Genomic DNA, 21,063 nt, shown 5'->3' with positions numbered 1-21,063 from the left:
TTATCGCGGCTCGAATATGAGATGCTCAGGCAATCCCCGAAATAAAGCCGGGCCGCACATAGTTTCACATTTTCATTCCGGATCAAGCTCATGAAGATCAATGGTAACGAAATCCGCCCCGGCAATGTCATCGAACATGCTGGCGGCCTGTGGGTTGCAGTCAAGACCAATGCCGTCAAGCCCGGCAAGGGCGGCGCCTACAATCAGGTCGAACTGAAGAACCTCATCAACGGCACCAAGCTCAACGAACGTTTCCGCGCCGCCGAAACCGTCGAGCGCGTTCGTCTGGAACAGAAGGATTTCTCGTTCCTCTACGAACAGGGCGAAGCGCTGATCTTCATGGACACCGAATCCTACGAGCAGCTCGAGCTGGCCAAGGATTTCGTCGGCGACCGCTCCGCCTTCCTGCAGGACGGCATGATGGTCACTGTCGAACTTTACGAAGAAAAGCCGATCGGGATCCGCCTGCCGGATCAGGTCACGCTCGCCATCACCGAAGCCGATCCGGTCGTCAAGGGCCAGACCGCCGCTTCGTCCTACAAGCCGGCGGTGCTTGAAAACGGTATCCGCATCCTCGTTCCGCCATTCATCGAATCGGGCGAACGCGTGATCGTAGATACCAACGAACTGACCTACGTCAGCCGCGCCTGATCCGTCTCTGACTATGGCGGCGTCCCGCCGGGGCGCCGCATGTCGCATCCTTGCGACCGTTCTTTCTCAGATCGCTCAATTCCCTGACCGTCCGCCGTATATGTTCGCGGCTGGATGTTCGCCCTCTCTTTTTAACGAAATGCATGATCCTCTTTAAACTCCACGCTTAGGGATCGTGCTTACAAGGACAATGAAATGGCCCGCTCAGCCCTTCTCAACGTTATGGTACAGGCCGCTATGAAGGCCGGCCGCAGCCTCGCTCGCGATTTTGGCGAAGTCCAGAATCTTCAGGTTTCTCTCAAGGGCCCCGGCGACTATGTCAGCCAGGCAGACCGACGCGCCGAAAAGATCGTCTACACGGAATTGAGCCGCGCCCGCCCGGATTACGGCTTCCTGATGGAAGAATCCGGCGAGATTGAATCCAAGGACGGACAGCACCGCTGGCTGGTCGATCCGCTCGACGGCACCACGAACTTCCTGCACGGTATTCCAGTTTTTGCTGTTTCCATCGCACTTGAGCGTCAGGGACAGATCGTCGCCGGCGTCATCTACAATCCGGCCATGGACGAGCTTTACACCGCAGAACGCGGTGGCGGCGCATTCCTCAACGACCGCCGCCTGCGCGTCGCATCGCGCAACAAGCTGGTCGATTCTGTCATTGGCACCGGCATCCCGCATCTGGGCCGCGGTCATCACGGCCATTATCTGGTCGAGCTGCGCAATGTCATGGCCGAAACCGCAGGCATCCGCCGCATGGGTGCTGTCGCGCTCGATCTCGCCTATGTCGCGGGCGGCCGCCTGGACGGCTTCTGGGAAGATGGCATGCATCCGTGGGATCTCGGCGCCGGCATCCTGATGGTGCGCGAGGCTGGCGGTTTCGTCTCGGACAAGAATGGCGGACAGGATATGTTCACCAATCACTCGATCGTCGCCGGCAACGAAACCATTCACAGCGCGCTTCTCAAGACGATCAAAAAGCCCATCTGACATTGCCAGCATTATTCGCATTGTGAATCAGCGCGTCGCATGAAAGCGGCGCGCTGAAGCATTTCTGCCTTCATTTTTTCGTAACCAGACGATTCCGCTTCACGAATTAATGAAGTAGGCTCCTGTGCAAACACGCGACCATGGAGCGCAACGCATGAGCGATTTGAGACTTTCCCGGGAACGTCTGGATGAGGGACGCGATTACGACCCCTACCGCCTTTCGAGCCCGCGCATTGTCATTCTCACCATGGCGATCTTCCTTATTATTGTAGCCTTTCTGGCTGCAATCCTCATGCGGCAGATTCACACGTTCTTCGTCACCAATCCCGGGCTCAACGGGCTTATTCTTGGCGTTCTGCTGGTCGGCATCCTGCTCGCTTTCGGACAGGTGCTCCGGCTGCTGCCGGAAATCCGCTGGGTCAATTCATTCCGCGACGGCGACCGCGAGGGCACCGCGCGCCCGCCCGTGCTGCTGGCGCCGATGCGCGCACTCATCGGGCGTCGCCAGTCGATGGCGCTTTCCACCGCCTCCATGCGCTCGATTCTCGATTCCATCGCAACCCGCCTCGATGAAAGCCGCGATATATCCCGCTATCTGATCGGGCTTCTGGTCTTTCTCGGCCTTCTCGGCACCTTCTGGGGCCTTCTGGAAACCGTCGGTTCCATCGGCCGCACCATCCAGACCCTGGATCCCAATTCGGGCAGCACCGGCGATGTTCTCGATGCCTTGAAAGCCGGGCTTCAGGCACCGCTCTCGGGCATGGGCACGGCTTTTTCGTCGTCGCTGTTCGGCCTTTCTGGTTCGTTGATCCTCGGCTTCCTCGACCTGCAAGCGGGCCGCGCACAGAACCGCTTCTATACGGAACTGGAAAACTGGCTTTCCTCCGTCACCGATCTCGGCTCGGACGCGGACCAGCACGGCGGCACGGAAGAAATCCGTAATCTGGCCGACCGGCTGCAGAACATGCATGGCGGCGATGCATCCACGCAGCGCACAACGGCAGCACTTGCCAATCTTGCCGAAGGCATACAGGGCCTCGTCAAGAACATGCGCAGCGAACAGCAGATCATGCGCGACTGGGTGGAAAAGCAGGCCGACGAGCAGAAGGCGATCCGCCAGACGCTCGACCGCCTCACCCGGGCCATCGGAGAGCGTCCGCATGACCGCAAGTCCGACCGCACGGACAAGGCGGAGTAATTCCCATGGCTCTTGCCCGCAACCGCCGCACCCAAAGGCATGTCGATTACTGGCCGGGTTTCGTCGATGCCCTGACGACGCTGCTCTTGGCAATCATGTTCCTGCTGACCGTTTTCGTGCTGGCGCAGTTCCTGCTCAGCCGTGAGGTCAACAACAAGGACAGCGTGCTTGCCCGCCTCAACAGCCAGATTCAGGAGCTGACCCAGCTCCTGTCGCTGGAGCGCAGCAATTCGCAGGACATGCAGGACACCATCGCCAATCTGCAAGCTTCGCTGTCCACGGCGGAAAGCGAGCGTTCGCGCCTGCAAAGCCTGCTGAAGGAAGGAAGTGGCGCAGGTGCCGCCGCTGAAAAGCGCGCCGGGGAACTGTCGGCAAGCCTTGATGCCGAAAAGCAGGTCAGCGCCCGCGCGCTCAGTCAGGTGGAACTGCTGAACCAGCAGATTTCGGCTCTGCGCCGCCAGATCGCGGCACTTGAAGATGCGCTCAACGCTTCTGAAAGCCGCGACCGCGAATCCAACGCCAAGATCGCCGATCTGGGGCGCCGCCTGAACGTTGCGCTGGCCCAGCGGGTGCAGGAACTGAACCGCTACCGGTCGGACTTCTTCGGGCGTCTGCGTGAAATCCTGTCCGACAAGGAAAATATCCGCATTGTCGGCGACCGTTTCGTCTTCCAGTCGGAAGTGCTGTTCCCCACAGGCTCGTCTGATATCAATCCCGCCGGTCAGGATGAAATGAAAAAGCTCGCCGATGCGGTAAACCAGCTCAATCAGGAAATCCCGGACGACATCAACTGGGTGCTGCGTGTCGACGGCCATACCGATAATGTGCCGCTGGCAGGCACCGGGCGCTTCCGCGACAATTGGGAGCTTTCATCGGCCCGCGCCACCGCTGTGGTCAAATTCCTGATCGCCAATGGTGTCCCGGCCAACCGGCTCGTTGCCGCGGGCTTCGGGGAATATCAGCCGCTCGATGCCTCGGACACCGCCGATGCCCGCGCCAAGAACCGCCGCATCGAGCTGAAACTGACGGAGAGATAGAAGCATAAACGGGGAGAAGCCGTCCCCGTCTATTTGGCGACGAAGACCTCTGGTCACTTTATGTATCTAATGGATTTTTCGAATTTGACGTTTGAAACCGCATCTCCTTCAGTCGGGATTCAAACGTCAAATTCAATCCACTAGCCCCGCATCGAATTGCAGTTTGGCGAGGCGGGCATAGATACCGCCCTTCTCGACGAGGGTTTGATGCGTCCCCTCTTCGACGATGCGGCCATGGTCGAGCACGAGGATGCGGTCGGCCTTGAGCACGGTCGCAAGCCGATGAGCGACGACAAGTGTCGTGCGGTCAGCCATCAGGCCGTCCAGAGCCTTTTGCACCAGCATTTCGCTCTCGGCATCGAGCGCCGATGTCGCCTCGTCAAGCAGAAGGATGGGCGCGGCGCGGAGGATTGCCCGCGCGATGGCGATGCGCTGGCGCTGGCCGCCCGACAGCGTCACCCCGCGTTCGCCCACTTCCGTGTCATAGCCCTTGTCGAGCGCCATGATGAAATCATGCGCGAGGGCGGCTTTTGCCGCCGCCATAATTTCCTCGTCGGTTGCGCCTGGCCTACCAAACGCGATGTTTTCGCGCACGCTGGTGGCGAAAATCGCCACATCCTGCGGCACGGTCGAGATGCGCGCGCGAACGGCCTGCGGGTCGGCATCAGGCAAGGCAACGCCGTCGATGAGTATTCTGCCCGACTGGGGATCATAATAGCGCATGACCAGCGCGAAGATCGTGCTCTTGCCCGCGCCTGAGGGGCCGACAATCGCAACCGTCTCGCCGGGCTTCACCGTAAAGCTGACACCGTTGAGCGACGGCGCATCCGGTCGCGTCGGATAGGAGAAGTGCACGGAATCGAACACGATCTCGCCCCGTGGCGGCACCGGCATGGCAACGGGCTTCAAAGGCGGGGCAATACCCGGCTGCTCATCGAGAATTTCGACAAGCCGCTCCGTCGCGCCTGCGGCCTGCGCCAGCTCGCCGCCAACTTCCGACAAGGCCCCGAAGGAACTCCCTGCAAAAACGGCATAGAGCACGAACTGGCCGAGCGTACCGGCTGACATCGTACCGGCCAGCACGTCACGCGAACCGAACCATAGCACGGCCACGATGCTGGAGAAGATCAGGAAAATGGCAAAAGCAGTCAGAACCGCGCGCGCCTGAATGGAAGAGCGTGCTGCCTGGAAAGACTTTTCCACGGCGCTGCCAAATCGACCCACCACCATTTCCTCGTTGGTGAAGGCCTGCAATGTGCGCATCGCGCCGATCTGTTCGCTGGCATAGGCGTTGGCTTTCGCCAGCATGTCCTGTGTCATGCGCGAGCGGCGGCGCACGGAACGCCCGAAGGCGATAAGCGGAATGACGATGACCGGAATGGCCGCGATGACCAGCGCCGAAAGTTTCGGGCTCGTGACAACCATCATCGCCAGCGCGCCGACACCCAGAATCATGTTGCGCAGCGCAACAGAGGCCGTCGCGCCGACCACAGACTTGATCTGCACCGTGTCGGATGACAGGCGCGAAACGATTTCTCCTGACTGCGACCGGTCGAAAAATTCCGGCGAAAGCGCCGTCACATGCGAAAAGACCGCATTGCGCAGATCGGCCACCACCCGCTCACCAAGCGAGATCACGAAGAAGTAGCGCAGGCCCGATGCAAGCGCGAGAATGAGCGCCAGCGCCACGAGCATGCCGAAGTAATTATTGACGAAGATCGCATTCGAACCGGTGAAGCCATGGTCGATCATGCGGCGCAGCGCGACCGGCACGGCAAGGGTCGTCACGGCGGCAAGCACCAGCGAGAAGAGCGCACCTGCAACCAGTCCCTTATAGGGCGCGAGGAACGGCGCCACTCTCTTGAGTGGCTTCAGCGAACGGCGTTGGCGGCTTTCTTTTGCGGTCAATTCATGATTCATATCAATTTCAGTATCCCGGTCGGCCATTCTTGTGTTTGCGCCCTTGTTATTGCCGTGCGCCTGATGTATAGGTTCGCCAACCCTTTTGGAAGCCGTTGCCTGCAGGTAATGGGTCTTCATATCTGCCATTGGGCGAAAGTGCCGCAGTTTCGATAGTCAAGGCTGCGCTTTTCACCCCAGACTTTCAGGATTGAGAAGATGAAAGCCAATATCCATCCCGACTACCACACCATCAAGGTCGTGATGACCGATGGCACCGAATACACGACCCGCTCGACCTGGGGCAAGGAAGGCGATACGATGAACCTCGATATCGACCCGACCACCCATCCGGCCTGGACGGGCGGTTCGCAGACCCTGCTCGATCGCGGCGGTCGCGTTACGAAGTTCAAGAACCGTTTCGGCAATCTCGGCATCTGATCCGATATTGCATCTGGTTGAAAAGCCCCGCCTCGGCGGGGTTTTTTATTGCCCGATTTTTTCGTTTCGCCAGGCACAAAAAATCCCGGACAAGGCCGGGATTTTTCAAAAACAATCTTGAGGACCGGATCAGGCGCTCAGCTTTTCCATCACTTCGTCGCTGACTTCGAAGTTCGTGTAGACGTTCTGCACGTCGTCATCGTCTTCAAGCACGTTGAGAAGCTTGAGAACAGAACGCGCCTTTTCCTCGTCCAGTTCGGTATTGGTCTGGGGCTTCCAGATCGTCTTGATCGATTCGGCTTCACCGAGAGCAGCTTCCAGAGCCTTCGACACTTCGCCGATGTCTTCAAACGCGCAGATGATGACGTGTTCCTCTTCGCCGGACTGCACGTCGTCAGCGCCAGCTTCGATGGCTGCTTCCATCACCTTGTCGGCGTCGCCAACAGACGACTTGTAGATGATTTCCCCAACGCGATCGAACATGAAGGAAACCGAACCGGTTTCGCCCAGCGCACCGCCCGACTTCGTGAAGGCTGCACGGACATTGGATGCCGTGCGGTTACGGTTGTCCGTCAGCGCTTCCACGATGACCGATACGCCGCCGGGACCACGGCCTTCGTAGCGCACTTCATCATAGTTCTCGCCGTCATTGCCGGCAGCCTTCTTGATGGCGCGCTCGATATTGTCCTTTGGCATGGACTGCGCCTTGGCGTTCTGGATCGCCAGACGCAGACGCGGGTTCATCGCAGGATCAGGCAGACCCTGCTTGGCAGCGACGGTGATTTCGCGCCCGAGCTTGGAAAACATTTTCGACCGCACCGCATCCTGACGGCCCTTGCGGTGCATGATATTCTTAAACTGTGAATGGCCGGCCATGGCACCCCTGTTCTGTTTAAAATGCTGCGCACGGAAGCGTCACGCATGAAACAGAGATCAAGCAGAGAAGGGCCGCGGTCGGGCCACAGTGCTTTCCGTGCAGAATGGCGGCGTTATAAGGAATTCAGGCCCATTCGTCCAGCAAAAGCGCTACAAACATCGATTCCCTGTCAATAAAGGCAATATCACTCGACCCGGCGGGCAAAGCCGATTATCTATAAATTCATGATTCAGCCTCCCCACAACACCCCCGGCGAAACCATCGCAGCCCGCATCAGCCGCATCCTTGCCGACCGCATCATTGCGGGCGAGATCGAGCCGGGCACCAAACTGCGACAGGATCACATCGCGGAAGAGTTCGAGACCAGCCATGTGCCGGTCCGCGAAGCGTTCCGACGACTGGAGGCTCAGGGCCTTGCAGTATCGGAACCGAGACGCGGCGTCCGGGTTGCGTCGTTCGATATTGGTGAGATCAGGGAAGTTGCGGAAATGCGTGCCGCTCTGGAAGTTCTGGCGCTCCGCCACGCGGCACCGCACATCACGCAGGCAACGCTCGACGCCGCCGAACAGGCAACGCTGGAAGGCGACAAGTCGCGCGACGTCAGAAGCTGGGAAGACGCCAACCGCCGCTTTCACCGGCTCATACTCGAACCCTGCAAAATGCCGCGCCTGCTCGCCGCAATCGATGATCTTCATGCCGCCAGCGCGCGGTTCCTTTTCGCCACGTGGCGTTCGGAATGGGAAGCCCGCACCGACCATGACCACCGGGCGATATTGCAAGCGCTGCGCCAGAACGATGTCGACAGCGCCGCCACGATCCTCGCCCGGCACGTGCAATGGATCGGACACCGCCCGGTCAAGACGGCATCAGGCAAGACGCGCGATTCGTTCGCGATCGTCGGCTGACGCCATCGCACGCGCTTCTTTCGGCTTTAACGTATCTCTATACCCACGCGGATTTCAGGCGGCGGAACGGGCTTTTTGCGCGCAACTTCCACAGCAAGGGATGGTGCCGTTCGTTCGGCTCTTGCGTTTATCGTCACGAGCTTTAAAAAGATATAGATCGAATCTCAATTTTATCTATAATTCGAGGTAACCATGTCGACTATCATTCACACCCGCCCATCCTTTAGCCCGCTTAATCTCGAAGCCCGCTCCCCGGCAATGCGCCTCGCGGCCGTAGCATTTGGCACGCTGGTTCTCGCCGTCTCATCACAGATCGAAGTTCCGATGATTCCGGTTCCGATCACGCTGCAGACCCTGATCGTTCCGCTGATCGGCGCGCTCTATGGCTGGCGTCTTGGCATGGCCACGGTTCTGGCCTGGCTTGGAGAAGCAATGATGGGCCTTCCGGTTCTCGCAGGCGGCGCCGGTGGTCTTGCACATTTCGCAGGCCCGACTGCAGGCTATCTCGTTTCCTTCCCGATTATTGCTGCACTGACCGGTTATCTGGCCGAACGCGGCTGGAACGGCAACCGCGTCGGCCTCGCATTCGTCTCGTTCCTTGCTGCCAACATGATCTGCCTCGCTCTCGGTGCAGTCTGGCTGTCCACCCTCATCGGCGCTGAAAAGGCCATCGCCTTCGGCGTGACGCCGTTCCTGCTCGGCGGTCTCATCAAGTCGGCTCTCGGCGCAGCGATCCTCAAGGCTGTAGCGCCGAACCGTTGACCATACGTCTGCGTGGCCATCATCTTCTTTGCATGCTGACTTATGTCGGCAAGGGCTACAGCCCGGCTTTCGTGGAAAACTACGATGCGATTGCCGGGCGGTTGAGCCGGGGAGAAGATATTCTTCTGGTCGATGGTCCCGATGACGTCTGCGCGCCCCTGCTCTGCGGGGGCGACTGTCATTGTTATGAAGCAAGCGTCAGGAGACGCGACGCACTGGCGCTTAAGACCGTGGGCGAACTTCTGGGAACGGTACTTACCACGCCTTCCCCGTTCACGCTCGATGCGGAGCGGCTGGCAGCAATGCGCTCGAGCTTCGCCGATGGCACGCTGCGCGCGGCCTGCGAACATTGCGAATGGTCTGATCTGTGCACCCGGATTGCGGGGCCGGAAAATTTCGAGGGCGTGAAAGTCACCGCCCCTGTTTCTGCAACCGAAAGCCGTTGCTGAAACGGTTAACTCCAGAACGCCGGTATCGTCTCTTCCAGATGCGCGCCGATGCGCAGGGGAGCGGCCTTTTCTGCAAGCCCTGTGCGGTCCGAAATCTCGATGCCGACGCCGCAGATGGTGGCAGGGCCGTTCGCCGCCTCGAACCGTCCTTTCGGCACTTTGGACAGGAAGCGGTTGAGCGGCTCTTCCTTATCCATGCCGAGCGACGAGTCGTAATCGCCGCACATGCCCGCATCCGACATATAGGCCGTGCCATTGCGCAATATCTGGCAATCGGCCGTCGGCACATGCGTGTGCGTGCCGACAACCGCGCTTGCGCGGCCATCGACAAAGTGGCCGAAACACTGTTTTTCGCTGGTCGCTTCGGCATGGAAGTCGAAGAAGACGGCATCGGCCTGTTCACCAAGCGGACAGGCTTCCAGAATTTTCTCGGCAGCGATGAAAGGATCGTCGAGATCCGGATGCATGAACACCCGGCCCATGATGTTCGAAACCAGAACACGGGCACCGTTCTTGGCGATATAAAGCCCTTCACCCTTGCCCGCCGTCCCTTTCGGGAAATTGGCCGGGCGCAGGAAGCGATCTTCGCGCCTGGAGAAATCCAGCGCCTCGCGCTGATCCCACACATGGTTGCCGGTCGTCACCACGTCGGCACCCGCACGAATGGTGTCGTGGAAAATCTCTTCGGTAATGCCGAAACCGCCAGCGGCGTTCTCGCCGTTGACGATAACGAAGTCCAGCTTCAGATCGGAAATCAGCCCCGGCAGCTTTTCATAAACCGCGGCACGGCCCGACCGGCCCACCATATCACCAAGAAAAAGCAATCTCATGAGATTGCCTTATAAACCTGCGCCAAGCGAACGCAAGCCGGTCAGGGCATTTTGCAGTCAGGCGGCATCCCCTGGCATCGCATAAATGCAGGAGCAAAAACTAGAGCGCCGGCCCTGTTCCAAGCGAACGCAGGCCGCTTTCAGTCAGTATCTGGTTGAGTGCGATATCGTGCGGCTCATCGGGCACATGTTCGACTTCCTGACAGTCGAAGGCCATGCCGATCAGCAGCGGCTGCAAACCGCGCTCGGTAAAGCGTGCCAGCGCGCGGTCGTAATGCCCGGCACCGTAGCCGAGCCTGTGGCCACGCCGGTCAAAGCCGGCAAGCGGCATCAGCATGATCGCCGGATCGACAACCGGCGCGTCCTCCCCCGGTCCCATCGTGCCGAAACCAGTCTGCACCAGTTCCGCGTCCGGCAGATATTCACGAAAGGCTATCGTTTCCTTGTCCAGAACGACGGGCAGGCAAAGCCGTGCGCCTTTGGCGCGGAAGGCGGACAAAAGGGGACGCGGATCGATTTCTGACCGGATCGGCCAGTAGCCTGCAATCAGGGTGCCTTCGGGAACGTCGATTGCGGCCTCCCCCTTTTTGGCAGCCGCCAGAGAAGCCTCGTAATGAAAGCGCGGATCAAGCGCATCGCGGATTGCAAGAATCCTGCGTCTCAGCTCCTGCTTTTCCAGACCGGGGCTACGCTCCGTTGCCGTCATGCCAAGCCACTCCCTGCTGCCGTGTTTCGCCATGCAGTGGAACCGCAATATGACAATCCGTCAAGTGACTCCGCCCGCCCCTTGGGCGATCTTCTCGGAACGGTCGCGGATGACCTTCAAAACGACGCCATGGAAATCATTCAGGAACAATTTTCCCCACAGGTCGCAATAGAAATCGATCGGCGTTGCGATCCGGTAGTGGGTCGTCAGCGTAAGGCGCGTATGGCCGTTCGCCAGCGGTTCGAGACTGTAGTTGCCCTGGGCAAGCTTCAGATAGGTGCTGTCGACCTTGATATGCGCCTCGACCTCGGGCGGTATGGACCCCGGGCCGAAGCGGAAATCCCACGCCAGAAGCCGGTTTTCTTCCCATTGTGTGACAATTTCCTGAAAATTGACGCCATGTGTCCACCGGAGCTGGCGCACCGCCCCGATGCCCTCTCCTTCAAGCCGCGCATCCACCGGCTGCGGCACACCCAATATGCCATGACTGAATGTCCACGACAGTTCGTGGGGCCGCACATCGCGGATTTCGACCGTCTGCCGCCAGACAACTTCCGGCGGTGCTGCGATTTCGACTACCGTCGTGACGTAACTGTCGTGTGGAGCATAGGTCATCTGAAGCTCGGCAGGCAGTACCAGCAGCGGCAGCGCAATGACCAGAGTGGTCGAGCGCCGCGAGCGGAACTGCCGGATGATCCACAATGTCACCGCCGAACCGAGAGCCGAAAACACCATGAAAAATGGAGCCGCCATGGCCACGCAAATGCCCGCCTCGTGGAAAAGCACCATGCTGGTGACGACAAGCCCGCCAATGATGGCCCAGCCCATGCGCACATGACGCCAAAGCCCCTTTTGCGCGCGCGGGTCCGACAGGCAGGAGGCGAGGCTCGCAACCGCCATCGGCAACAGGGCAAGCCCGGCAATGACCGGCATCGCGTCCATGTAATGGCGCGACCAGATCATGACATAAAGCAGAAGCCCGTAAACGAATGCGACGGGTATCGCGACGGCCAGTCTTTCCGATGAATCGGGCGATGCTGTTTCGGGAGATTTCATCAAGATGCGCAAATGGTTGGAGTTTTGCGCCTGTTTACGAACAAATTGTCCGTAAGATCAAGCTTATAGCGAACACGCTACAAGCCCGGAAAAGAAAGCGGCGACCACGACGACCGATGGTAGTGATTGATCCCGGGAACCTACAAAGTAGGTGGGCGCCATATGCGAAAGCCCGCAAGCCTTCACAGGGACAGCTCCCTTAGAGATCAATAAGGCCCCGGGGATGCTGTTACACCTGTCGGGAAGCGCAGTTCGCCAGCGACCAATATAGTATCTGCCGGACGGGAACGCCAGTGGCTTGTACCAGCTCAACAGGAAATCTTTTCAGAAAAATCTGAACTGCGATGTGGGCAGGACCACGGGTCCTGACCCTAAAGCGGTTCCTGTTCTAACAAAAACGCCGGAACCGCTCTAACTATTTGTTTTATCGCATTATCCAACGCATCGAAGCGGGACAGGAAATCAGTCCAGTGAACTGATTTCCCCGCGTAGACGTTTCACACTTTTGCTGGAAATGCTCTAGCTGCTTCGCGGCGCGATGCGCGAGGCCACCTGCTCGATGCGTGATGCCACATCCGTCAGCAGGCCGGTCAGGGCGGCATCGTTGCTGTCGGCGCGTCCGAGAGCTTCATCGCGGGCACGGCGCAGCGTGTCGACTTCGCTCTCCAGACCGTTGATGCGCTTCTGCATCTCCGCCATCTCGTCCATCACCATGATCCCGGCCATGACGGTCAGGCGCAGATCACCAATCTCCCCGAAGGACGACTTCAGATGGGTCACATACTGGTCGAAACGGTGGGCGAGCCCGGAGAGGTGTTCTTCCTGCCCCTCGTCGCAGGCCATCCGGTAGGCCTTGCCATCAATGGTAACGGTTACGGTCGCTATGGTAGCCTCCTATCGGTCCAGAACGGCGCGGATTGTCTCCATCGCAGTCACGAGGCGGCGTGAAACCTCGCGGTTGGCGGCTTCAAGCCGCTCCGCGCGCGCTTCGGACTGGTCGAGTTCCTGGGCGAGACGGCTGCGATCCGCATTCATGCGCTGCACCTCTTCCTCGGCTTCGGCGAAATCGCCTTCCTTGTCCAGCCGCAGATCGACCGCTTGTTCAAGCGCGTTGAGTGCCTTTTCCAGCCGTTCCAAGACTTGCCTGAGGGTCGTATCGGGTGCCATCCATGTCCTTTCCAATGCCAATCGCAAGCCCAATTCAGGGACATCGAATCGCGCCTGCGGGACGGGCATCTTTGAAAAGATTGTAATAATCGACTGCCCGATAAGCAACAAATGAGGGGCATATACGAGCGTTCATACACCGTTATCGGTGCAAAAACGGCTTTTCAGTGGTTGCATATAAGCTGTCAGCGCTACTCAATCGATTAGTCGCGGACAGTTTATTACCCAAAACTCATCGGTTTATTGACTCCTTATGTGCAGGTGCTATGTGTCCCGGTGCCTTCTGGAGCGTGATCCTAAAACGCATGAAACCGTTTTCGATACGGATCGTGCTCAGGCAAAAGGCATCGCCGCAACCCCGTTAACCCCTCCCAAGGAAAGACGGCTGAGACCATGACCAATTCCGACAAACAAAACCAGATGGCCAACGCAATCCGCTTCCTCTCCATGGACGCGGTCGAGAAAGCCAATTCGGGCCATCCCGGCCTGCCGATGGGCGCAGCCGATATAGCGACGACGCTTTACACCCGTTTCCTCTCGCACGACCCGCAGAACCCGCACTGGCCGGATCGCGACCGTTTCGTGCTTTCCGCAGGCCACGGCTCGATGCTGCTTTATTCGCTGCTCTATCTTTCGGGCTACGAAGACATCACCATCGACGAGATCAAGAATTTCCGCCAACTCGGCTCGCGCACCGCTGGCCATCCGGAATATGGCCACGCCGCCGGTATCGAAACGACGACCGGCCCGCTCGGCCAGGGCATCGCCAATGCCGTCGGCATGGCGCTTTCCGAACGCATCCTCAATGCGCAGTTCGGTGACAGCCTCGTCAACCATTACACCTATGTGATCGCCGGTGACGGCTGCCTTATGGAAGGCATCAGCCAGGAAGCAATCGCGCTTGCCGGTCATCTGAAGCTGAACAAGCTGATCGTGTTCTGGGACGACAACAACATTTCGATCGACGGCCCTGTCACGCTGTCCGACAATACCGACCAGCCTGCCCGTTTCGCCGCTTCCGGCTGGAACACCATGGCTGTCGACGGTCATGACCAGGACGCAATCGCCAAGGCCATCGAACTGGCCAAGGTTTCCGACAAGCCGACGCTCATCGCCTGCAAGACCACCATTGGCTTCGGCGCGCCGAACAAGGCCGGCACCAACAAGGTGCATGGCTCGCCGCTCGGCGCTGAAGAAATTGCCGCTACCCGCAAGGCTCTGGGCTGGAGTGAGGAACCTTTCGTCGTTCCGGCTGAAGTGCTGGACGCATGGCGTGTGGCTGGCCTCAATGCGGCCAAGAAGCGTCAGGAATGGGAAAAGCGCCTTGCTGCGGCCGACGCTGAAACCCGCGCCGAATTCGAGCGGCGGATGCGTGGCGACCTGCCTGCAAACTTCGATGCGACCATCATCGAATACAAGAAGAAGCTTTCCGCCGACAAGCCGAAGGTTGCGACCCGCAAGTCTTCGGAAATGGCTCTTGAAGTCATCAATGGCGTTGTGCCGGAAACCGTGGGCGGCTCTGCCGACCTCACCGGTTCCAACAACACCAAGACGAGCCAGACCAAGGCTGTAACGCCGGAAGATTACGGCCAGCGTTATGTCCATTACGGCATCCGTGAACACGGCATGGCTGCCGCCATGAACGGCATGACGCTGCACGGCGGCCTCATCCCTTACGGCGGCACCTTCCTGACCTTCTCGGACTATTGCCGCCCGGCCATGCGTCTTTCCTCGCTGATGGGCATCCGCACCATCTATGTCATGACCCATGATTCCATCGGTCTTGGCGAAGATGGCCCGACCCACCAGCCGGTCGAACATCTGGCTGCGCTGCGCGCCATTCCGAACCACAATGTGTTCCGTCCTGCCGATGCGGTGGAAACCGCCGAATGCTGGCAGATCGCCCTTCAATCGAAGAAGACCCCTTCGACGCTGGCGCTCACCCGCCAGAACCTGCCGACGGTCCGCACCGAGCATCGCGACGAAAACCTGTCGGCTTACGGCGCCTATGAGCTTGCTGCCGCAAGCAAGGACGCCAGGGTGACGATCTTCGCAACCGGCTCGGAAGTGGAAATCGCGCTCAAGGCCCGCGACCTTCTGGAAGGCAAGGGCATCGCGACCCGCGTCGTTTCCGTTCCATGCTTCGAGCTTTTCGAACAGCAGAGCGACGCCTACAAGACGGCAACCATCGGCGACGCGCCGGTGAAAGTAGCCATTGAAGCGGCAATCTCGCTCGGTTGGGAACGCTTCATCCGCGAAAACGGCATCTTCATCGGCATGAAGGGCTTCGGCGCTTCGGGTGAGATCAACGATCTCTACAAGCATTTCGGCATCACGGCAGAACATGCCGCCGAAGCCGCGGAGAAGAAGCTCAACGCCGCATGATTTAAGGAAACGCCGGCGTCACACAAACGTCGGCGTTTCAATGTTTGAACCTACCAGTTCTAATGAGACGCATCGCAAGATGCAGAACCCAATCGGGAGAATAAGAGAAAATGGCAGTTCGCGTCGCAATCAATGGCTTTGGCCGCATCGGTCGTAACATCCTCCGCGCCATCGTCGAATCTGGCCGCACCGATATCCAGGTCGTCGCCATCAACGATCTCGGCCCGGTGGAAACCAACGCGCATCTTCTGCGTTATGACAGCGTTCATGGCCGTTTCCCCAAGGAAGTGAAGGTCGCCGGCGATACCATCGATGTCGGTTATGGCCCGATCAAGGTTCATGCCGTCCGCAACCCGGCTGAACTGCCGTGGAAGGAAGAAGGCGTCGATATCGCTCTGGAATGCACCGGCATCTTCACCTCGCGTGACAAGGCCGCCATGCATCTGGAAGCAGGCGCCAAGCGCGTCATCGTTTCGGCTCCTGCCGATGGTGCCGACCTGACCGTCGTCTATGGCGTCAACCACGACAAGCTGACCAAGGACCATCTGGTCATTTCCAACGCTTCGTGCACCACCAACTGCCTTGCGCCGGTGGCTCAGGTCCTCAACGATGCCATCGGCATCGAAAAGGGCTTCATGACCACGATCCATTCCTATACGGGCGACAGCCGACGCTGGACACCATGCATAAGGATCTCTACCGCGCCCGCGCAGCCGCTCTTTCCATGATCCCGACCTCGACGGGCGCAGCCAAGGCCGTCGGCCTCGTCCTGCCGGAACTGAAGGGCAAGCTCGATGGCGTCGCCATCCGCGTTCCGACTCCGAACGTCTCGGTCGTGGACCTCACCTTCATCGCCAAGCGCGAAACGACTGTCGATGAAGTCAACAATGCAATCCGTGCAGCCGCCAATGGCCGCCTGAAGGGCATCCTCGGCTATACCGACGAACCGCTCGTCTCGCACGACTTCAACCATGACTCCCATTCCTCGGTCTTCCACACGGACCAGACCAAGGTCATGGAAGGCACCATGGTGCGTATCCTGTCGTGGTACGACAATGAGTGGGGCTTCTCCAGCCGCATGGGCGATACTGCTGTCGCCTTCGGCAAGCTGATCTAAGCGCCGATCATGTTTCGCGCCCTTCTCCCCACCGCTGCGCGCTGGCGTCCGCTGGAAGGAGAAGGGCTCGAACATCTCAATCTCGGCCCTACCGGCCGCACGATCCGTGCCGAAAGCGTGGTGATTGGCGATCGCGGCGGCGTCCCCTACGGCGTGCGCTACAGCATCGACTGCAACAGCGCCTGGCATGTCCTTCATTTCCTGATCGAAACCACGTCCGGCCACCGGCTGGAGCTGGTTTCCGATGGCACCGGCCACTGGAACACGATGGCTGGCGATGCACTGCCTGAATTCGACGGCTGCATCGATATCGATCTGGCGGGAACCCCCTTCACCAACACGCTGCCCATCCGCCGCCTTGGCCTGACGCCGGAAAGCGGCGCCGTACAGCTCGACATGCTTTACGTGCCTTTCGACAGTTTCCGCCCGCTGCGCGACCAGCAGCGCTATACCTGTATCGAGGAAGGACGGCGCTATCGCTACGAGGCAGCCGACCGCACCTTCACCGCCGAATTGCCCGTCGACGAGGACGGGCTTGTCACCGACTATCCAACCCTTTTCCGGCGCCTGCCTGTTTGAGCACACTGCTCCACCGGCACCCGAAAGACAGTTCTGGGAGAAAGATCATGAGTTTCCGCACTCTCGACGATGCCGACGTCAAGTCCAAGCGCGTACTGGTCCGCGTTGATCTCAACGTGCCAATGGCGAATGGCGAAGTCACCGACCTGACCCGTATCGAACGCATCGTTCCGACCATTGCCGAACTTTCCAGGAAAGGCGCAAAGGTTATTCTGCTCGCCCATTTCGGTCGCCCCAAAGGCGTGGCTTCGGATGAAAACTCTTTGAAGCATGTCGTGAAACCTCTCGCCAAGGTGCTTGGACACGGGGTTCATTTTGCCGAAGACTGCATCGGCGACAAGGCAAAGGCCGCGGTCGATGCGTTGAAGGACGGCGATGTCCTGCTTCTGGAAAACACCCGTTTCCACAAGGGCGAGGAAAAGAACGATCCGGAATTCGTCGCAGCTCTGGCAGCCAATGGCGATCTTTATGTGAATGACGCGTTTTCGGCTGCCCACCGCGCGCATGCCTCGACGGAAGGGCTTGCCCATGTCCTGCCCGCCTGTGCGGGCCGCGGCATGCAGGCTGAGCTTGAAGCGTTGGAAAAGGGCCTTGGCAATCCGGCTCGCCCGGTTGTGGCCATCGTCGGCGGCGCAAAGGTCTCGACCAAGCTCGACCTCCTGTCCAACCTGATCGAGAAGGTCGATGCGCTCGTCATCGGTGGCGGCATGGCAAACACCTTCCTCGCCGCCAAGGGCTATGATGTCGGCAAGTCGCTCTGCGAGCACGAACTTGCTTCCACCGCCCGCGAAATCATGGCCAAGGCCGAAACCACAAAGTGCGCGATCATCCTGCCTGTCGATGCTGTCGTGGGCTGGCACTTTGCAGCCGACACGCCGAACCAGACCTATGGCGTCGATGCCGTGCCAAGCGATGGCATGATTCTCGATGCAGGCGCACTTTCGACCGATCTGATCGCCTCGGCTATCGATGACGCCGCCACGCTCGTCTGGAACGGCCCGCTCGGTGCCTTCGAGCTGCGCCCCTTCGACGCCGCCACGGTCAAGACTGCAAAGCATGTCGCAGCCCGCACCAAGGCAGGCAAGCTGGTTTCGGTTGGCGGCGGCGGCGATACGGTCGCTGCCCTCAATCATGCGGACGTTGCCGACGACTTCACCTATATCTCGACCGCGGGCGGCGCCTTCCTTGAATGGATGGAAGGCAAGCCTCTCCCCGGCGTCGATGTCTTGAAGAAATAACACCCCACATCAGGTTTCAGTAAGCCCGGTTCCGCCGGGCTTATTTTTTTGGTGTCAGCTTCAGCAACCGGCCCGGATTGTCGTCCTCGATCAGCCAGATGGCGCCATCTGGGCCCACCGCCACATCACGGATACGGTTTTCCATTTCAAAGCGTTCCGCTTCGTCCGCCTTGCCGTTCTTGTCGATCACGACACGCACCAGCGACATGACCGAAAGTCCGCCGATGAGCGCCGATCCGCGCCATTCGGGAAACATGTCCCCCTCGTAGAAGGCAAGCCCGGCCGGAGCGATAACCGGCGTCCAGTACACCAATGGCGGCTCGAATTCCGGACGTGTGCTATGGCGCGGGATCGGTCGGCCACTGTAATTGTCGCCGTTCGAGACAAGCGGCCAGCCGTAATTGAGACCGGGCTTGATGAGGTTGAACTCGTCGCCGCCGCGCGGCCCCATCTCATGCTCCCAGAGCTTTCCATCGGGACCGAAGGCCAGCCCGTAGGGGTTACGATGGCCGGTAGACCAGGTCAGTGCCCGCACACCATCCGCATCGGCATGAGGATTATCCTTCGGAACGGACCCGTCGAGATTCATGCGGAGGATTTTTCCCATCGGCGCTGCATCGTCCTGCGCGCTTGCAGGCAACATGCGATCACCGACGGAGAAGAACAAATGCTTGCCGTCCGGCGCAAATGCGATAATGCCGCCCGGCTGTCCGCCACGCGCCGCCGCATCCTGCTTCCAGATGGCGGTCCTGTCCTTCAGCGCCGCCTTGCCGTCACCTTCATCCAGAACAGCGCGTGCCAGCACCACGCTGCTGCCGCTCTGCGCCGGTTCGTTATAGGAAAAATAGACCGCTTTGCTCTTCTCGAAGTCGGGTGCGGGCGCGATATCAAGCAGACCGTTCTGACCACCGAAAGCGACTTCCGGTACACCATCGACGGCAATTTTGTCACCCGTTTGCGTGACGATGAAAATCTTGCCGCCCTTCTCTGTCAGAAGCAGCCTGTCATCGGGCAGAAAGGCGATCGCCCATGGCGTATCGAATTCGGCCACCGGCGTTACCGCAAACGGAGCATTTGCTGCGGCCTGCCTGTCGCCGGCGTTGACACTCTCAGCCGAAGCGTTCACCACCGGCAGGGCGACCATCGATGCAGCCAGAACAAACGGCAGGCTAAAAAGGACGCGTCGCATATTTCCTCCTCCAATCTCATCGACGGAAACAGGCGGGGTTTCCTCAATGGTTTCTTACATGGGGTTCGCAACCCGGATATAAAACCAGTTTCGGCAAAAACATGCGATGCCCGTATGAAAGACCTAAACCGTTTGAAAAATATTTCAAACGTTTCAATGACTTGCGCTCGCCATAGTTTTAACCAACACTCCCTCATCGCCTTGATAGAAGGAGCGTTGCATATGACCGAACGTCTTGAAGATATTGCGATTGCACTGGTAGCGGCAGGAAAAGGCATTCTCGCCGCCGATGAAAGTTCAGGCACCATCAAGAAGCGTTTTGACGCGATCGATCTCGGATCCACCGAAGACACGCGCCGCGACTATCGCGAAATGCTCTTCCGCGCGGACGAAGCGATGAAGAACTATATTTCGGGTGTCATTCTGTATGATGAAACCATAAGGCAGAAGGCCAAGAACGGCACGCCGCTTGTCGACATCATCCGCAACGCTGGCGCGATCCCGGGCATCAAGGTCGATGCGGGTGCAAAACCCCTCGCGGGTTTTGAAGGCGAAACCATCACCGAGGGGCTGGATGGCCTGCGCGAGCGGCTCAATGAATATCATGCGCTTGGCGCACGTTTCGCCAAATGGCGCGCGGTGATCTCGATTTCCGACGGCCTTCCCTCATGGGGCGCTGTGAAGCAGAATGCGCAGGCTCTCGCCCGCTACGCCGCCCTCTGTCAGGAAGCAAACATCGTACCGATTGTCGAACCCGAAGTGCTGATGGACGGCAAGCCGGGCAATCACACCATCGACCGTTGTTATGACGTGACGGAATGGGTTCTCAAGACGGTGTTTACGGAACTTTACGATGCCCGCGTCCGGCTCGAAGGCATGATCCTGAAGCCGAACATGGTCATCGACGGCAAGAATGCCCGCAAGGCTTCCGTGGAAGAAGTGGCGGAGAAGACCGTCCGCTGTTTCCGCAACACCGTTCCGGCAGCAGTGCCCGGCATCGCCTTCCTGTCCGGCGGCCAGACGGGCGAAGAAGCGACAGCCCATCTATCCGCCATGAATGCTGGTTTCGACATGCCATGGAAAATGACCTTTTCCTATGGCCGGGCGTTGCAGGCGGCGGCACTGGAAGCCTGGGGCGGCAGGGATGAGAATATCGCAGCCGGTCAGCGTGCTTTCGCGCATCGCGCAAAGATGAACGGCCTTGCTGCCACCGGCGGCTGGAAAAAGGAACTGGAAAAGGCGGCCTGAGCCGCCTTTCATCCCTCGTGCAGATGAAAGCCGACCGCCAGCGCCATCACCAGAATGGCGATGGCGGCGATTTTCCAGAAATCGCCGCGCCGCTTCAGGCCGGGCAAGCCGAGCGGTTTGATGATGTGCAGGCCCATCAGAAGAACGAGGAGCACGGGCAGGATTTTTGTCACAGATCACCTCTCTGCCTCCTTGTGAAGCAGACAGGTGATCGCCGCAAGACGCGCACAGCAGACACAACCGTTTTACCGGCATGCTTCGCCTTCATCTTAAGTTTCATGGACGAATTACCGTTGGGCGGCATAAACTGTACGCGGAGGTGATGAAAGGCGCATGGAGGAG

At 59.3% G+C, this 21,063-nt stretch carries 21 protein-coding genes, 1 other RNA gene and 1 pseudogene; 13 read left to right on the top strand and 10 right to left on the bottom strand.

Going from position 1 to position 21,063, the window contains the following annotated elements:
• Window positions 1–90 precede the first annotated feature (90 nt).
• The 4 genes from efp (at window position 91) to ACS5UA_RS15660 (ending at window position 3,873) form a co-directional block, all read left to right on the top strand.
• Entirely contained in the window at window positions 91–651 is a 561-nt protein-coding gene (gene efp / locus ACS5UA_RS15675; protein WP_006467724.1) for an elongation factor P, read from the top strand.
• Window positions 652–846: 195 nt separating this feature from the next.
• On the top strand, window positions 847–1,638 hold the full coding sequence (locus ACS5UA_RS15670; RefSeq protein WP_031347274.1) for an inositol monophosphatase family protein: 792 nt from the start codon (window positions 847–849) through the stop codon (window positions 1,636–1,638).
• A gap of 154 nt (window positions 1,639–1,792) precedes the next feature.
• Entirely contained in the window at window positions 1,793–2,836 is a 1,044-nt protein-coding gene (locus ACS5UA_RS15665; protein WP_006473228.1) for a MotA/TolQ/ExbB proton channel family protein, read from the top strand.
• 5 nt (window positions 2,837–2,841) lie between these two features.
• Window positions 2,842–3,873, top strand: a complete 1,032-nt coding sequence (locus ACS5UA_RS15660) for a peptidoglycan -binding protein (RefSeq protein WP_021588005.1) — start codon at window positions 2,842–2,844, stop codon at window positions 3,871–3,873.
• Between the two features lie 132 nt (window positions 3,874–4,005).
• On the opposite strand, the gene ACS5UA_RS15655 is transcribed toward ACS5UA_RS15660, so the two are convergent.
• On the bottom strand, window positions 4,006–5,922 hold the full coding sequence (locus ACS5UA_RS15655) for an ABC transporter transmembrane domain-containing protein (protein WP_021588006.1): 1,917 nt from the start codon (window positions 5,920–5,922) through the stop codon (window positions 4,006–4,008).
• A gap of 69 nt (window positions 5,923–5,991) precedes the next feature.
• Here ACS5UA_RS15655 and rpmE point away from each other — a divergent pair, with 69 nt between their 5' ends.
• Window positions 5,992–6,213 carry a 50S ribosomal protein L31 gene (rpmE, locus tag ACS5UA_RS15650; protein ID WP_006467736.1) on the top strand — a complete coding sequence of 74 codons (222 nt, stop codon included), beginning with the start codon at window positions 5,992–5,994 and terminating at the stop codon, window positions 6,211–6,213.
• A gap of 129 nt (window positions 6,214–6,342) precedes the next feature.
• Here the strand turns inward: rpmE and ACS5UA_RS15645 are convergent, their stop codons facing one another.
• The gene (locus ACS5UA_RS15645; protein WP_006467737.1) at window positions 6,343–7,089 is read right to left on the bottom strand and encodes a YebC/PmpR family DNA-binding transcriptional regulator; all 747 of its coding nucleotides are present in this window, start codon (window positions 7,087–7,089) and stop codon (window positions 6,343–6,345) included.
• 225 nt (window positions 7,090–7,314) lie between these two features.
• Between ACS5UA_RS15645 and ACS5UA_RS15640 the strand changes: the two genes are divergently transcribed.
• The 3 genes from ACS5UA_RS15640 to ACS5UA_RS15630 all read left to right on the top strand — a co-directional run bounded on the left by ACS5UA_RS15640 (window position 7,315) and on the right by ACS5UA_RS15630 (window position 9,206).
• A complete protein-coding gene (locus tag ACS5UA_RS15640; protein WP_021588007.1) occupies window positions 7,315–7,995 on the top strand; it encodes a GntR family transcriptional regulator in 681 nt (226 codons plus the stop codon).
• 192 nt (window positions 7,996–8,187) lie between these two features.
• Window positions 8,188–8,757, top strand: a complete 570-nt coding sequence (locus tag ACS5UA_RS15635) for a biotin transporter BioY (RefSeq protein ID WP_031347277.1) — start codon at window positions 8,188–8,190, stop codon at window positions 8,755–8,757.
• Window positions 8,754–9,206 carry a DUF1284 domain-containing protein gene (locus ACS5UA_RS15630; RefSeq protein WP_021588009.1) on the top strand — a complete coding sequence of 151 codons (453 nt, stop codon included), beginning with the start codon at window positions 8,754–8,756 and terminating at the stop codon, window positions 9,204–9,206. The genes ACS5UA_RS15635 and ACS5UA_RS15630 overlap by 4 nt, the downstream gene beginning before the upstream one ends.
• 5 nt (window positions 9,207–9,211) lie before the next feature.
• Here ACS5UA_RS15630 and ACS5UA_RS15625 read toward each other — a convergent pair whose 3' ends face one another.
• From ACS5UA_RS15625 to ACS5UA_RS15600, 6 genes are all read right to left on the bottom strand, one after another.
• Window positions 9,212–10,036: a TIGR00282 family metallophosphoesterase gene (locus ACS5UA_RS15625; protein WP_021588010.1), complete on the bottom strand. Its 825-nt coding sequence runs from the start codon at window positions 10,034–10,036 to the stop codon at window positions 9,212–9,214.
• A gap of 100 nt (window positions 10,037–10,136) precedes the next feature.
• Window positions 10,137–10,742, bottom strand: a complete 606-nt coding sequence (locus ACS5UA_RS15620; protein WP_021588011.1) for a 5-formyltetrahydrofolate cyclo-ligase — start codon at window positions 10,740–10,742, stop codon at window positions 10,137–10,139.
• Window positions 10,743–10,802: 60 nt separating this feature from the next.
• Window positions 10,803–11,798, bottom strand: coding sequence for an SRPBCC family protein (locus tag ACS5UA_RS15615; protein WP_112669486.1), 996 nt, complete (start codon window positions 11,796–11,798; stop codon window positions 10,803–10,805).
• Between the two features lie 98 nt (window positions 11,799–11,896).
• A non-coding RNA gene (gene ssrS / locus ACS5UA_RS15610) (6S RNA) lies at window positions 11,897–12,055 on the bottom strand.
• Between the two features lie 262 nt (window positions 12,056–12,317).
• Entirely contained in the window at window positions 12,318–12,683 is a 366-nt protein-coding gene (locus ACS5UA_RS15605) for a cell division protein ZapA (RefSeq protein WP_031347278.1), read from the bottom strand.
• Window positions 12,684–12,692: 9 nt separating this feature from the next.
• Window positions 12,693–12,965: a DUF4164 domain-containing protein gene (locus ACS5UA_RS15600; RefSeq protein WP_006473231.1), complete on the bottom strand. Its 273-nt coding sequence runs from the start codon at window positions 12,963–12,965 to the stop codon at window positions 12,693–12,695.
• Between the two features lie 393 nt (window positions 12,966–13,358).
• On the opposite strand from ACS5UA_RS15600, the gene tkt reads away from it, so the two are divergent.
• The 4 genes and pseudogenes from tkt to ACS5UA_RS15580 all read left to right on the top strand — a co-directional run bounded on the left by tkt (window position 13,359) and on the right by ACS5UA_RS15580 (window position 18,284).
• Window positions 13,359–15,350, top strand: coding sequence for a transketolase (gene tkt, locus ACS5UA_RS15595; RefSeq protein ID WP_021588014.1), 1,992 nt, complete (start codon window positions 13,359–13,361; stop codon window positions 15,348–15,350).
• A gap of 110 nt (window positions 15,351–15,460) precedes the next feature.
• Window positions 15,461–16,467 (top strand): annotated as a pseudogene (gene gap / locus ACS5UA_RS15590) (type I glyceraldehyde-3-phosphate dehydrogenase).
• A 9-nt stretch (window positions 16,468–16,476) separates the two neighbouring features.
• Window positions 16,477–17,046, top strand: coding sequence for a putative glycolipid-binding domain-containing protein (locus tag ACS5UA_RS15585; protein ID WP_021588016.1), 570 nt, complete (start codon window positions 16,477–16,479; stop codon window positions 17,044–17,046).
• Between the two features lie 47 nt (window positions 17,047–17,093).
• On the top strand, window positions 17,094–18,284 hold the full coding sequence (locus ACS5UA_RS15580) for a phosphoglycerate kinase (RefSeq protein ID WP_021588017.1): 1,191 nt from the start codon (window positions 17,094–17,096) through the stop codon (window positions 18,282–18,284).
• A gap of 40 nt (window positions 18,285–18,324) precedes the next feature.
• On the opposite strand, the gene ACS5UA_RS15575 is transcribed toward ACS5UA_RS15580, so the two are convergent.
• Window positions 18,325–19,473 (bottom strand): PQQ-dependent sugar dehydrogenase, encoded by a 1,149-nt coding sequence (locus ACS5UA_RS15575; RefSeq protein WP_021588018.1) that lies wholly within the window; start codon window positions 19,471–19,473, stop codon window positions 18,325–18,327.
• A 222-nt stretch (window positions 19,474–19,695) separates the two neighbouring features.
• Here ACS5UA_RS15575 and ACS5UA_RS15570 point away from each other — a divergent pair, with 222 nt between their 5' ends.
• Complete coding sequence (locus ACS5UA_RS15570; RefSeq protein ID WP_443101497.1) at window positions 19,696–20,721, top strand: class I fructose-bisphosphate aldolase; 1,026 nt, start codon at window positions 19,696–19,698, stop codon at window positions 20,719–20,721.
• An 8-nt stretch (window positions 20,722–20,729) separates the two neighbouring features.
• On the opposite strand, the gene ACS5UA_RS15565 is transcribed toward ACS5UA_RS15570, so the two are convergent.
• Window positions 20,730–20,894, bottom strand: a complete 165-nt coding sequence (locus tag ACS5UA_RS15565) for a hypothetical protein (RefSeq protein ID WP_021588020.1) — start codon at window positions 20,892–20,894, stop codon at window positions 20,730–20,732.
• Window positions 20,895–21,063 lie beyond the last annotated feature (169 nt).

It is taken from the genome of Brucella sp. RRSP16 (assembly GCF_052246815.1).
Lineage (GTDB): Bacteria > Pseudomonadota > Alphaproteobacteria > Rhizobiales > Rhizobiaceae > Brucella > Brucella intermedia.
Note: the sequence above shows the minus strand (reverse complement) of the source record. Positions and strands in the feature narration are given on the sequence as shown.

Coding starts and splice junctions, on each gene's coding strand:
- ACS5UA_RS15645 (WP_006467737.1), bottom strand. CDS start 7,089: ATGGCCGGCCATTCACAGTTTAAGAATATCATGCACCGCAAGGGCCGT.
- ACS5UA_RS15580 (WP_021588017.1), top strand. CDS start 17,094: ATGAGTTTCCGCACTCTCGACGATGCCGACGTCAAGTCCAAGCGCGTA.
- ACS5UA_RS15665 (WP_006473228.1), top strand. CDS start 1,793: ATGAGCGATTTGAGACTTTCCCGGGAACGTCTGGATGAGGGACGCGAT.
- ACS5UA_RS15575 (WP_021588018.1), bottom strand. CDS start 19,473: ATGCGACGCGTCCTTTTTAGCCTGCCGTTTGTTCTGGCTGCATCGATG.
- ACS5UA_RS15620 (WP_021588011.1), bottom strand. CDS start 10,742: ATGACGGCAACGGAGCGTAGCCCCGGTCTGGAAAAGCAGGAGCTGAGA.
- rpmE (WP_006467736.1), top strand. CDS start 5,992: ATGAAAGCCAATATCCATCCCGACTACCACACCATCAAGGTCGTGATG.
- ACS5UA_RS15600 (WP_006473231.1), bottom strand. CDS start 12,965: ATGGCACCCGATACGACCCTCAGGCAAGTCTTGGAACGGCTGGAAAAG.
- ACS5UA_RS15615 (WP_112669486.1), bottom strand. CDS start 11,798: ATGAAATCTCCCGAAACAGCATCGCCCGATTCATCGGAAAGACTGGCC.
- ACS5UA_RS15660 (WP_021588005.1), top strand. CDS start 2,842: ATGGCTCTTGCCCGCAACCGCCGCACCCAAAGGCATGTCGATTACTGG.
- ACS5UA_RS15670 (WP_031347274.1), top strand. CDS start 847: ATGGCCCGCTCAGCCCTTCTCAACGTTATGGTACAGGCCGCTATGAAG.
- ACS5UA_RS15585 (WP_021588016.1), top strand. CDS start 16,477: ATGTTTCGCGCCCTTCTCCCCACCGCTGCGCGCTGGCGTCCGCTGGAA.
- ACS5UA_RS15655 (WP_021588006.1), bottom strand. CDS start 5,922: ATGGCAGATATGAAGACCCATTACCTGCAGGCAACGGCTTCCAAAAGG.
- ACS5UA_RS15625 (WP_021588010.1), bottom strand. CDS start 10,036: ATGAGATTGCTTTTTCTTGGTGATATGGTGGGCCGGTCGGGCCGTGCC.
- tkt (WP_021588014.1), top strand. CDS start 13,359: ATGACCAATTCCGACAAACAAAACCAGATGGCCAACGCAATCCGCTTC.
- efp (WP_006467724.1), top strand. CDS start 91: ATGAAGATCAATGGTAACGAAATCCGCCCCGGCAATGTCATCGAACAT.
- ACS5UA_RS15635 (WP_031347277.1), top strand. CDS start 8,188: ATGTCGACTATCATTCACACCCGCCCATCCTTTAGCCCGCTTAATCTC.
- ACS5UA_RS15570 (WP_443101497.1), top strand. CDS start 19,696: ATGACCGAACGTCTTGAAGATATTGCGATTGCACTGGTAGCGGCAGGA.
- ACS5UA_RS15640 (WP_021588007.1), top strand. CDS start 7,315: ATGATTCAGCCTCCCCACAACACCCCCGGCGAAACCATCGCAGCCCGC.